A 13,737-nucleotide genomic window follows, 5' to 3' on the forward strand; every position below is an offset into this window, starting at 1 on the left:
GGGGTCTGGGGGATGAGCGATGAGAACGCGTGGGCTTTGCGCTGCCTTCGTGGCGGTGCTGCTGGTGCTCGGCCTGGCCTCGTCCGCGGTGCCCGTGCTGCCACCGCTGCCGCTCGGTGCCACCGCGTCGGCGCCGCGGCAGAGCAGCGGGTCGGCGGACGGGCTCGAGCCGCGGAGCAGGTCCGGTGACACGGCGACGGCGTTGCAGGCGCCCGCGCACGACCAGGCGCGTCCGCCCGGTGCGGTGCCCGACACCGCGGAGAGACCTCCGGCCGGGCCGCAGCCGGACGTCACCGCGCCGCGCCACGAAAAGCCTGCCGTGGCGCAGAAGCCGGACAAGCCTTCGATCGACGAGAAGGCGAAGGAACGCCCGCAGGACCGCACCGAGAACACCGAGACGTTCGACAACCCCGACGGCTCACGGACGTTGCGCGTCCACTCAGGACAGTCGAACGTTCGCCAGCCCGACGGTTCGTGGGCACCGATCGACCTCGCGCTCGACGAGCGCAACGACCGGTGGCAGCCGAAGAACTCCCCGCGCGCCACCAGCTTCGGCCGCACCTCCCGTGACGCCGAGCTCGCCACCGTCGCGTTCGAGAAGGGCGGGATCTCCTACCGCCTCGACGACGCCGCCGACTCCCGCGGCACCGCCGACCAGCACACGATCACCTATCCCGCCGTGTTCCCCGGCGTCGACCTCAAGCTCACCGCCACCGAACGGGGGATGAAGGAGGACCTGGTCCTCGCCTCGGCCGAGGCCAGATCCTCCTTCGGCTTCACCGTGCGAGCGCGCGATCTGACCCCGCGCCTGGTCGACGGCACGATCGAGCTGGTCGACGGCGACGAGGTCATCGCGTCGATCCCGCGCGGGTTCGCCCTGGACGCCAAGCAGCAGCGCGTCGACACGAACTACGAGCTCACCAAGAACGCCGACGGCACCTGGGCCCTGAAGCTCGTGCTCGACCCGAAGTGGTTGCGGGATCCGGCCCGCTCGTTCCCCGTCGTGATCGACCCGACCGTCAACTCGTTCGCCGCCGACGACAGCACCTACGTCACGCCGAGCGGCAACGGCAGCGGGGCGATCGACCTGCGCACCGGCTACGTCGACGGCCAGCTCTCCCGTTCCTACCTGCACTTCGACCGCAACGCGCTCAACCGCGTGCGCAACCAGTTCGTGCTCGGCGCCGCGCTCGTCGTCGAAGCCGCCTACAGCACGACGTGCGCGGCCCGGTCGGTCTCCGTCTACGAGGTCACGCAGCCGTGGGACGCCGGCGGCATGCGGTGGCCCGGCGCGGCGGTCGGGAAGTCTTTGTCCAGCAAGGCCTTCGCGCACGGCGGTCCGTCGTGCCCCGGTGCGGCGTGGGAGAAGCTGCCGCTCGACTACGACACGATGACGCGCTGGACGCACGGCCAGGCCCTCCAGCACGGACTCGCGTTGCGCGCCTCGGACGAGAAAGACCGCAACGGCATGCGCTTCGGCTCGGTCAACTCGCCGAACAAGCCGTACCTGGAGATCAGCTACGTCCCCGAGGGCGTCTCGTTCGAGGTGACCGACGTGACGCTCCCGTCGGCCAGCCGCGCCGGGAACATGAAGGTCGAGGTCACGAACTTCGGTTCCACGACGTGGACCAGCGGCGGTGGCTGGAAGTTCGGCTACATCATCAACCAGGGCAGCACCAGGATCCGCACCGCCTGCTGCTGGACGCAGAACGTGGCACCGGGCGCCACGGCGCTGTTCGACGTGCCGATCGACCCGATCAACCCCGGTGACTACTCGGTCTTCCTGACCATGTTCAACCCGCAGAACAACGACTTCTTCGTCGCCTACGGGGTGCCCTACGGCCGCTTCGAGATCACCGTCCGCAACACGCCGCCGACGTCGAACCTGCAACAACCCGGCGGTGGCGCGATCGTCCCGACGACCACCCCGACGCTCTACGCGGAAGGCGTGGACGACGACAGGTATCCCGGGAAGGGCCTGACCTACAAGTTCATCGTCTGCACCAACGCCGACCTCGACCAGGGCTGCCAGGAGTCGGGCTGGGGCGGGCAGTCGTGGGCGCCGTCCGGGTTGTTCTGGAACCGCACGTACTTCTGGGGTGTCAAGGTCTACGACACCGTCGACGCCACCCCGTTCTGGGTGAGCGCCAAGGACAACGCGCGGCTCATGTTCACCCCGCGCACCCAGCAGCCGGAGATCACGTCGCACCTCGCCGGCAGCCCCAGCACCACGATCGGGCCCGGCCTCGACCCGCAGATCGGCAACTACTCGGCGGTCGTCACCGACGCCGACGTCGACACCGTCGGCCCGGACCTCACCATCGGCCGCACCTACAACAGCCTGGACCCGCGCCGTGACACCGCGTTCGGTGTCGGTTGGTCGTCCAGAGTGGACATGCGGCTCACCAAGGACCAGGACGGCAGCGAGAACGTCGTCATCACCTACCCGACCGGGCGGCAGGGCAGGTTCGGGCGCAACCCCGACGGCAGCTTCGCACCACCGTCCGGCCAGAACGCCGACCTGGTCCTCAACACCGCGACCGGGCAGTACGTGCTGCGTGACGCCAGCGCGAGCAAGTGGACGTTCGACATCCTCGGCAGGCTCGTCACGATCACCGACCCCGCCGGGCTCACCGAGACGCTGACCTACGACACCAACGACCACGTCACCACGATCACCAACGACACCAGCGGCCGCAGCCTCGCGCTGACCTGGCAGGGAAACCACGTCTCGTCGGTGTCGGCCGCGGCACCCGAGACCGGCGGCCAGCCGCTGACCTGGACCTACACCTACGACGGCGACAAGCTCACCCAGTCCTGCGCTCCAGGCCAGGCCTGCACGACGCTGAAGTACCGCGCCGGATCGCACTACCGCAGCTCCGTGCTCGACGACAGCCCGTACGGCTACTGGCGGCTCGGCGAGACCAGCGGTGACACGTTCGCGAGCGTCGCGGCCCGCAGGCCGGGGACGGACGCGGGGCAGCGGCACGGTGTCGTGCTCGGCGGTGACGGCGCACTGGCGGGAAGTTCGGACAAGGCGGGCACGTTCGACGGCGTCAGCAGCTACGTGACGCTGCCGGACAACATCACCAACCAGACGATGTCGCTGGCGGCCGAGCTGTGGTTCAGGACCACCGCCGAGGGCACGTTGCTGAGCTACGCCGACCAGAGCTTCCCCACGGCGGCGGGCACGTCGACGCCGATCCTCTACGTCGGCACGGACGGCCTGCTCTACGGCGGGTTCGCGCGCCAGAACGCCTCCGGACCGAGGCAGATCGTCACCACCAGGAAGGTCGACGACGGCCAGTGGCACCACGTCGTGCTCTCGGCCGCGATCAACACCCAGACCCTGTACCTCGACGGCACGGCGGCGGGAACGCTCGCCGGGTTCATCGACCACGGCAAGCAGGGCAGGCTGACGCTCGGCGGCGGTAGCGGCAAGGACTGGCCCGCCGGCAACAACGCCGACTTCTACTTCAACGGCGCCATCGACGAGGTCGCGGTCTACCAGCACACGCTGGGCGCCCACGCCGTCAGCCAGCACTACGAGGCGGCCAAGTCGGCCGACGAGCTGACCGAACACCTGCTGCCACAGGACAACCGCAAGTACGTCACCCTCACCTACGACGACGTGAACGATCGCGTCCGCACCCTCACCGACCACGAGGGCCGCACCTGGCAGCTGGACACGCCCGCACGGCAGGACGCGGTGCGCACAGCCGTGTTGCGCGGACCGGCGGGTTACGGCGCGTGGACGTACACGTTCGACGCGGACAACGGCGGCCGGCTCGTCAGCCGCACGCACGACAACGCCACCGCGAAGATCGAGTACAACACCTCGGGCTTCGCGTCCGCGACCGTCGACGAGAACAACCACCGCACCGAGTTCACCACCGACGAGCGCGGCAACGTCCTGAGCACCAAGAGGTGCCGCACCGCCGGATCCTGCAACACCAGCTACGCCACCTACCTCAAGCCCACCGGCCCGCTCGATCCGCGTGCCGACCGGCTGGAGTCCACAACGGATGCCCGCTCGTCCGGGCCGGCCGACACGCGCTTCCGCACCACCTACAGCTACGACGCGCTCGGCCGCCCGACCGGCGTGAAGTACCCGACCCCGAACGGCCTCACCGCGGCGCCGACCGAGAGCACGACCTGGTCCAGCGGCGCGGAAGACGCCGTGGGCGGCGGAAAGGTGCCCGCGGGTCTGTTGATCCGCAGCACGGGCAAACGGAACCAGGTCACCTCGCGGCGCTACACCGCCAAGGGCGACCTCGTCGAGCTCGTCGACCCGGCCGGGCTGACGCAGCGCTACACCTACGACCTGCTGGGCAGGCAGAAGACCGTCAGCCAGGTCAACTCCGGTGGCGCGACGCTCGGCACGTCGACCTACGAGTACACGCCCCGCGGCCTGGTCTCGAAGGTCACCTCGCCGACGATCGTCAACGCGGTCACCGGCGTCAGCCACACGTTGGTCACCACCCACAAGTACGACGCCAACGGCAACACGACCGAGACGACGTTCGCGGACACCACACCCGGCGAGACCGCCCGCACCACGAAGTTCGGCTACGACGCCAGCGACCGGCTGGTGCGCACCGAGTACGCGGACCAGGGCGTGGAAACCCGTTCCTACACCGACAACGGGCTCACCGAGTCGGTCACCGACGTCCGCGGCACCAGGTGGACCACGCGGTTCAACGAGTTCAGCAAGCCTCTCACCCGCATCGCCGAAGGACCGGGGGTGAACCCGGAGAACCCGGACGCCACCTCGCTGACGCTGGAGTCGCGGTCCTACGACCCGGCAGGGCGGCTCGCGTTCGTCACCGACGCCATGGGCAGGCTGACGAAGTACGGCTACTACGACGACGATCTGCCGGCGACGACCCAGGTCGCGAACGTGGTGGTGGACCAGCGTTCCTACGACTCGGCGGGCAACCTCGTCGAGCAGGTCGCGGCGGGTGGCGCGAAGACGACGTCCGCCTACGACCCGGCGGGCAACGTCGTCACGACCACGTTCGACCCGACCGGTCTGAAGCGGTCGGTGTCGGCGAGCTACGACGCCGACGGCAACGCGCTGACGGTCGAACGCCGTGGTGCCGCCGACCCGAACCGCGTCGAGAAGACCGCCTACACCTACGACCTCTCGAACCGGCAGACGCGGGTGGACACCTACGTCGACGCCACCACCGTGCTGTCGACCTCGGCCACCTACGACGAACGCGGGCTCCTGGTCGAGAGCAACGACCGGCGCGGACTCAAAACCACCTTCGAGTACGACCCGTCGGGTGCGCTGTACCGCACCACTTCACCTGGCACGGACGCGTGGGTCGCGGGAGTGCGCACGGCCGGGTTCAAGCGCACGGAAACCATGGGCTACAACGCGTTCGGCGAGATCACGCACTCCCGTGACGCGGCGGGCAACGTCACCACCACCGAACGCGACGTGCTCGGGCGTGCCACGGCGGGCGTGCTGCCCGACTACACGCCGCCCGGTGGCACGACGATCAAGGGCGCCGCGACCCGCACCGAGTACGACCGCGCGGGCAACCCGGTGAAGTCGACCGACGCGTTGCAGCGTGTCCTGCAACGGACGTACGACCCGTACGGGCGCGTGCTGACCGTGACGCTGCCGCAGGTCGGGGACAGCCCGAGCGTCGTCACGATGCACTACGACAAGGTCGGCGAGCTCGTCTCGCAGACCCGGCCGGGCGGAGTGGAGACCAGGTACACCTACGACGACCTCGGCCGTCAGGTGACCAGCACGCAGGTCGACCGCTCGTCGGGCAGGACCGCGTTCTTCACCACGACGACCGGGTACGACGAAGCGAGCAACCCGCTCACCGTCACCAGCCCGCTCGACCACGTCACGTCCTCGACGTTCAACGCCGCGGGCGAGGTGACGTCCACAAAGGACGCGACGAACCGCGAGACCAAGTTCGGCTACGACATCGCCGGGCGCCAGGCCTCGGTCACCGACCCGTCGGGCATCACCGCGGCCACGACCTACGACCTCGCCGGACGTCCCGTACGGGCGGCGACCGTGGTCGGCGGGCAGGAGAAGCGCGCTTCGAGCACGGCGTTCGACCCGGCGGGCAACGTCGTGCAGACGACCAGCGCGCAGGGCCGGGTCGTGGCCTACGGCTACGACGAGCTGAGCCGGGTGGTGCAGCAGATCGAGAAGGTCGACGCGGCCCACTCGATCACCACCTCGACCGGTTACGACAAGCTCGGCAACCGCAGCCGGTTCGTCGACGGCAACGGCCACGCCACGACGTTCACCTACACGCCGTGGGGAATGCCGGAGTCGGTGATCGACCCGCTCGGCGCGACCTTCACGACGTCCTACGACGCGGCCGGTCAGGCGGTCGCGACCAGCAAACCCGGCGGTGTCACGACCGCGAACACCTTCGACGCGCAGGGAAGGCTGACCCTCCAGACCGGTTCGGGCGCGGAGGCGACCTACGACCGCACCTTCGGCTACGACCCGGCGGGACGGTTGAACAGGGTCGGCGGTCCGAACGGTGACAGCACCTACCGCTACGACGACCGCGGCAACCTGCTGGAGACCCACGGCGCGGGCGGCGAGGCGAGTTTCACCTACGACGCCGACGGCATGATGATCGGCCGCGTCGACGTCACCGGCACCGCGACGTTCGCCTACGACGCGGCCGGCCGGCTCGCCGCGGTCCAGGACCCGCTGACCGGCCGGACCGCCGACTACGGCTACGACCTCGGCGGCAGGCTGTCGACCATCGCCGACCGCGTGGTGGCGGCCAAGACGTCCCGCGTCATCACCTACGACGAACTGGGCCGCACGGCGAAGGACCGTGTCGTGCAGTCCATCGACGTCGGCGTGCCGCCGCGCACGCTGATCGGCACCGAGTACGGCTACGACCTCGACAACAAGATCACGTCGAAGAACGGCAACACCTACTCCTACGACGGTGCCGGTCGGCTCGCGTCGTGGACCAGCGGAACCACCACCACGGCCTACGGCTGGGACGACGCGGGCAACCGCACCTCGGTGGGGGACAAGACGTTCGTCTACGACGAGCGCAACCGCCTGACGTCCGGCGACGGCGCGACCTACGGCTACTCGGCCCGCGGCACGCTGCAGACGACGACCCGCGGTGGCACCACGACCACGACGAAGCACGACGCGTTCGACCGCATGACCGCGATGGGCGGGGTGTCGTACACCTACGACAGCCTCGACCGGGTCAGCGACCGCAACGGCACGAAGTTCCAGTACGCGGGCCAGTCGAACGAGGCGGTGACCGACGGCAGCCGTTCCATCAGCCGGCTGCCGGACGGAAGTGCCTTCTCGGACAAGGGCGCCGGGGTCGCGCGGATGCTCTACACCGACCAGCACGGTGACGTGACGGGCCGGTACCTGAGCAACACAGTCGACGGGACGCGCACGTTCGACCCGTTCGGCACGGTCACGGCCTCGTCCGGCGACACGTCTTCCGTTGGCTACCAAGGGGACTGGACCGACTCGGAGTCGGGCGCGGTCAACATGTCCGCGCGCTGGTACCAGCCGGGGACGGGCGGGTTCGTCAGCCGCGACGACTGGACCGTGGATCCTTCGCCGTCCGCGGCGGCGAACCGGTACTCGTACGGCGCGGGCGACCCGATCGCGAACAGCGACCCCGACGGGCACGACTGGATCAGCAACGTCTGCGACCTCGGTGTGAAGGGCAAGGGGAAGGCCGTCGGCAAGTGGGTGAAGCGGGCCGTGAAGGCCGGCACGGTCGTCGGCGTCGTCCTCGACGAGATGATCTGCAACGCCCCGTCCGTCGCAGGAGAGTGCCGCTCCACCATCTACGACTCGATGCACCGCGTCTGCCCCGGCAAGGAGTGGATGGTCCCGCACTACTGGAAGGGCGGCAACGAGGAGCCCATCCGGATCGGTGACTGCCGGTACTTCGTCGGCGGCTGCAAGTCCGGCGGTTCGACCGCCGGCCCAGTGGGTCCCGGAGGTCGCGGCAAGGGCCACAAGGTGGTTCCGCCACGCGTCAAGCCGAAGCCCCCGCCGCCCCCGCCGTGGGTCGACCTCATCGGCCGCCCGCTGCCGCGCCCGCCGCAGGGAGTGGGCCTGGTGCCGGCACCTCCGACCGTCGACCCGACCGGTCCGCTGACCAGGATCATCGACCTCACCGGCAAGTTCCTCGAGAACGCCACCCAGGTCACCGGGGTGCTCGTGGGAGTCGCCCACGAGATCATCTCGACGATCCAGGACTTCTCGGACCTGCTGCCCGATCCGGGTGACGCGAAGGGCGGGGTCGCCGAGGACCTGACCGAGGACGAAGAGAACTGCTTCGAGTCCACACAGGACACCGTCGAGAACGATCCGGCCCAGCAGATCGACTTCAAGGGCCCCGGTGCGTACCCCGGCAAGCGGCGCGGCAAGCCCGCGATGAGGGCCACGGGCGGAACCGCGTGCATCGGTTCTCTCAACGGTGACAAGCGGAAGAGTCCGTTGACCCCGGTCGGCTACATCTCGGGACAACACGACCGCAGTCACCTGATCGGGCACCAGTTCGGCGGCAGCAACAAGCGGATCAACATGGTGCCGCTCGACAAGGAGGTGAACGAGGTGGACATGCTCGGCGTCGAGAACCAGGTCGCGAAGGCGATCGAGGACGGCAACCGCATGTACTACCGGGTGGTCGCGAACTACGCCAAACCCGACGACGCGGTGCCGATGTCGATCACCATCCACGCCCGCGGCAGCAACGGCTTCCGGTGCGACGTGATCATCAAGAACCCGCATCCGGCGACCGGATATCCAGGAGGAAAGCTCAATGGCACCCGCCCGGCCTGTTGACGAACTCGTGGAACTGACGGGGTGGGCCGGCCGTGTCGAGGCCGGATCCGCCTGGGACGCGGTGGAGTCCGCGCTGGGGCTGAGGCTTCCGGCGGACGTGAAGGAGCTCTCTGAGCGGTTTCCCACCGGCACGTTCTGCTCCTTCGTCGAGGTCTACGCGCCGCCGGAGGCCTTCCTCGCGGAGCTGCGGGACGCCCTGGAGCTGCTGCGGGAGCAGGACGAACTGCCGTATCCGGTGCATCCCGCGCCCGGCGGGTTGCTGCCGTGGGCCGGGACGACGGAGGGCCACAGGCTGTGCTGGCTCACCGCGGACCCGGATCCGGACCGCTGGTCCGTCGTCTTCTGCGACGACGAGTTCGAGCAGTGGGGTGAGCATCCCGGCGGTGCGGTCGCCTTCCTGCGTGACCTGATGTCGGGGCGGTTCCGCCACGACCTGTTGGACGAGCACCTCGAAGGGTGCGATCCCGTGTTCGACCAGATCTAGGAAATGGACCCGATGATGAGAACACTGCGACGTGCGGTCATTCTGACCGTTGGGGTCGCGCTTGCGGTGTCCGGTGCGGTCGCGCCGGTGAACGCGGCGCCCAGACCCGCGCTGCCCGTGCACCAGGGGGAGGAGGTCGCGAAGGACAAACGCGGCCGCGTCCTGCTGGAGGTGCGGGGCAGCCGGCTCAAGGAGGCGGCGGCGGTGCTCGGGGGCGAGGTGACCGTGCAGCGGGACGACCGCGCGCAGATCGCCGTGCCGGAGAACCGCGTGGCCGACCTGGTGAAGAACAAGTCCGTTGTGGACGTTCGCCGGCCGGAACGTGCTGTGCCCATGGCGTTGTCCGAGGGCTTCGACGCCTCCGGTGCCCGGCAGTGGGTCACGGCGGGCAAGACCGGGCAGGACGTGAAGGTCGGCGTCATCGACGTCGGGTTCTCGCGTCTGGACGAGGCGAAGGGCGAGGGTGACATCCCCGCCGACGTGCAGGTCGACAACTCCGGCTGTCGCGACGCCACCAAGAACGAGGAGCACGGCACGGCGGTCGCCGAGGTCGTGCACGACATGGCGCCGGGCGCGAAGCTGTTCCTCGCGTGCATCGACGGGCCGCTGGACTTCGGGCCCGCCACTGACTGGCTGCGCCAGCAGGGTGTTCAGGTGATCACCGCCGCGATCGGGTTCCTCACCTCCGGGCGCGGTGACGGCACCGGCGAGCCCGGCAGCCCCGCGGACGTCGTCCGGCAGGCGCGCCAGGCCGGTGTGCTGTGGTCGGTCGCGGCGGGCAACCTCGGTGAGAGCCACTTCAGCGGCAACGCGGCCGACGCCAACGGTGACGGGTTCGTCGAGTTCAGCGGTTCGGCGCAGAACAACGGGTTCACCCTCGGCAACAAGCAGACCGCCACCATCGGCCTGCACTGGGACGCCTGGCCGAAGACCACCGAGGACCTCGACCTCTACGTCATGAAGGGCGCCCAGGCACCGACCGGGCCGTCCGATCCGCAGATCATCGCGTCGTCGCTGAACAACCAGCGCGGCGTCGTGGGCGGCGCCCCGCCGACCGAGGAGGTGACCTTCACCAACCCGGAAAACAGCTCGCAGCCGTACTGGATCTACATCAAGAACAACACGGCGAAGTTCACCACCCGCCTCGACCTCTTCGCCGCCGTTCCGAAGAACGACGATCAACACCCGTTGAGCTTCAACACCCCGGCCGGCAGCGTCACCGAGCCGGCGACCTCGCCGTACGTGATCGCGGTCGGCTCCACCAATCAGGGCACCGGCGTCGTGCCGACCTACTCCGGCCGCGGTCCGACGATCGACGGCAGGACGAAACCGGACATCATCGGGTTCGACAAGGTCACCACCACGATGTACGGCCAGGAGGGCTTCTACGGCACCTCCGCGGCGGCGGCGCACGTGGCGGGCGCGGCGGCGTTGTTCAAGGGCGCGTTCCCGGCGCTCGACGCCTCGCAGATCCAGACCGAGCTGCAGGCGCGGACCAACCCGCGCAAGAACGACAACACGTGGGGCAGCGGCGTGCTGGCCATGGGATCGCCGAGCAACCCTCCGGCCACCACCGGCTCCGCCTACAACCCGTTGCAGACGTCGGTGCAGATCCAGGGCAGGACGTACGCGGCGAACGAGGTCTTCACGCTGCCCGTCCCGAACATCACCAACGACGCCACCGCCGTGGTGTTCAACCTGGCGGCGAAGACCGACGGGTCGTCCGAGGTGGAGAGCGGCATCGACGTCTTCCCCACGGACCCGGCGTCCTCCACGTCCAAGGCCGCGACGGTGCGCGTGCGGCCGGGTGGCGGGTACGTGTCGACCCTGGTCGTCGCGAAGATCGGCCCTGACCGCGCCATCCGGTTGCGTGCGGGGGCCGGCCCGGTGAACGTCCAGCTCGACATGCTCGGCTACTTCAGCCCCACGGCGAACTCGACGTACGTGGCGAGCCCGCAGCCCATCCGCGTGCTCGACACCCGCGGCTACAACGGCAGCCCGCGCGCGACCAAGCTCGGTTCCGGCGAGGTGCAGCTCATCAAGGCCCGTGGTGCCAACGGAATCCCGGACAACGCCACCGCGGTCGTGGTGAACCTGACCGGCAGCGAGTCGACGACCGGCACCGGGTTCGGCCTCTACGCCCAGGACAACTCGGGCACCTCGCTGAACGTCGGCCGCAACGAACGCCGCTCCAACACCTCCATCGTCACGATCGGCGCGGACGGCAACTTCCGGCTGCGCAACGGCGTCGGCCAGGTGCACGCGATGGTCGACATCCTCGGCTGGTTCGTCGCCGGTGGCGGGGGAGCGCGGTACGTGCCGCTCACCGAGGCGACCCGGATCGCCGACACCGCAACGGGAACCGGCGGCCGAACCACCCCGCTGGGCCAGGGCGAGACCACCACGTTCCAGGTGACCGGCGCCGCGGGCATCCCCGCGAACGCCACCTCGGCCGTGCTCATGCCGTCGGTGCAGGACGACCTGCTCGGCACCGCACTGTCGGTGGCACCGGCGGAGATCGGCACCGCGCCGGCCACCGTGATCACGACCAGGCAGCGGGAACGCCTGTCCACCACCGCGTTCACGCCGCTGGGCGCGAGCGGCAAGGTGGCCGTGCGCAACGAACGCGGCAGCTCGTTCGTCTCGCTCGACGCCCAGGGCTACTTCGTCGGCGGGGCACAGGTCGGTGGCGGCGACTGCGCCGCACCGGTCAACGAACCCGGCTACACCAGCGCGTTCGACGGCAGGCTCGAGTCGAACCTGGCGGGGTGGCGGACGGCGGGCACCAATCCGGTGCAGGCGAACGGGTGCGAGCTCATGACGAACTCGTCCCGCGACGTCACGTGGTACGCCGCCCGCACGATGGGCATGGACTACACCGTGAAGCTGGACTGGATGGTCACCAGCTCGACCGCGGAGTCCGGTGTCGTGGTGCTGTTCGACGACCCGGGATCGGTCGCCACGGCGCCCGTGGACCGGGGTGTGCGGGTGCCGATCTCGTCGCTGTCGACGGGCGCGATCGAACCCGGCAAGAAGCAGGACTTCGAAGCCGCCAAACCGGTGGGGCAGTGGAACACCTTCGAGATCACCGTCGCGTTCAACACGGTGACCGTGGTGCTCAACGGCCAGCAGGTCAACCGCCACACGGTCACCGACCTGAACCGCGTGCACAACGACGGCTTCATCGGCCTGCAGAACTCGGGCAGCACCCCGGCCGTCAAGTTCCGCAACGTCAGGGTCAAGCGCAACACCGCCACGCGCAACGGTGAGATCGTCGGCGTCAACAACCGGTGCCTGGACGTTCCCGGGTACAGCACGTCCGTCGTGCAGCTGCAGATGTGGGACTGCAACAACTTCCCGAACCAGCGCTGGACGCTTCTCGGCGACGGCCGCATCACCAACCTCGGCCGCTGCCTGGCGCTCGAGAACGGTGGCACGGCGGCGGGCACGGCGGTGACGTTCCAGAGCTGCCGGGCGGAGAACCTGATGCTGTGGGTGGCCCGCCCGGACGGCACGATCGTCAGCGTCCGCTCGGGCAAGTGCCTCACGCCCGCGAACACCAACGCCGGCGCGTCGTTGAAGATCCAGGACTGCACGGGCGCCGCGACCCAGGTGTGGCGGATTCCGGACCAACATGGTCAGTGGGGCGCGTTCTACGGCCTCGCAGGCAAGTGCTTGGACGTCCACAACAACGACGCGAACAACAAGAAGGTCCAGCCGTGGGACTGCAACGCCGGGGCTGCCCAGTGGTGGAGCATCGTCGGCGACGGCCGGATCGCGTCGTCGGGCCGCTGCCTGGACCAGACGAACGGCGCGGTGTCGCTTCAGGACTGCAACGGCTCTCGCAACCAGAAGTGGACCACCCGGCCTGACGGAACCGTGCTGAACGAGGCGTCGAACCGCTGCCTCACCGCCGCGTCCGCCACGAACGGCGCCGCGTACACCGTGCAGGACTGCACGCGCACACCGTTGCAACTCTGGAGGTTCAGTGCCACGTCCCTGTGGACCGGAGTCCTGGCAGGGATCGGCGGCAAGTGTGCCGACGTCAAGGGTGAGAACCCGGCCAACGGAATCATCTGGCTGTGGACGTGTTTCGGCCCGCCCGGCGAGACCTACGGGGGCATGCCGGACGGAGACATCCGCACCATGGGTGTGTGCACCGACGTCGGTGCTCTCACCAACGGCACCGCTGTCGGCGTCGCCAACTGCCACGGCGGCCTGAGCCAGCAGTGGTCGGTCCGCCCGGACGCCACGATCGTCAACGTCGAGTCCGGCCGGTGCATGGACGTGCAGGCGGGGAACACGGCTGACGGCACGAAGATCCAGCTGTGGGACTGCGTGGGCACCCCGCAGCAACGGTGGTCGGTTCCGCTGAGCGCGAGCTGATCACCGGCGTGGGAGGCGGGCCGAACCCCAGGCC

Annotated in this window: 3 protein-coding genes; all 3 read left to right on the forward strand. The window is 69.4% G+C overall.

The genetic code is table 11. The annotated features are described in order from the left end of the window. Nucleotides 1–49 precede the first annotated feature (49 nt). From ACFOWZ_RS25870 to ACFOWZ_RS25880, 3 genes are read left to right on the forward strand one after another with little or no spacing between them, the layout of a single operon-like run. On the forward strand, nucleotides 50–8,833 hold the full coding sequence (locus tag ACFOWZ_RS25870; protein WP_382376473.1) for a LamG-like jellyroll fold domain-containing protein: 8,784 nt from the start codon (nucleotides 50–52) through the stop codon (nucleotides 8,831–8,833). After that, on the forward strand, nucleotides 8,811–9,317 hold the full coding sequence (locus tag ACFOWZ_RS25875) for a hypothetical protein (protein WP_382376474.1): 507 nt from the start codon (nucleotides 8,811–8,813) through the stop codon (nucleotides 9,315–9,317). The genes ACFOWZ_RS25870 and ACFOWZ_RS25875 overlap by 23 nt, the downstream gene beginning before the upstream one ends. A gap of 15 nt (nucleotides 9,318–9,332) precedes the next feature. Further along, nucleotides 9,333–13,703 (forward strand): ricin-type beta-trefoil lectin domain protein, encoded by a 4,371-nt coding sequence (locus ACFOWZ_RS25880; RefSeq protein ID WP_382376475.1) that lies wholly within the window; start codon nucleotides 9,333–9,335, stop codon nucleotides 13,701–13,703. The last annotated feature ends 34 nt before the right edge of the window (nucleotides 13,704–13,737 follow it).

Source organism: Lentzea rhizosphaerae, from assembly GCF_042649515.1.
Classification (GTDB): domain Bacteria; phylum Actinomycetota; class Actinomycetes; order Mycobacteriales; family Pseudonocardiaceae; genus Lentzea; species Lentzea aerocolonigenes.

Excerpts from the sequence above, each read along its gene's own strand:
- ACFOWZ_RS25875 (WP_382376474.1), top strand. The coding sequence starts at position 8,811 with ATGGCACCCGCCCGGCCTGTTGACGAACTCGTGGAACTGACGGGGTGG.
- ACFOWZ_RS25880 (WP_382376475.1), top strand. The coding sequence starts at position 9,333 with ATGAGAACACTGCGACGTGCGGTCATTCTGACCGTTGGGGTCGCGCTT.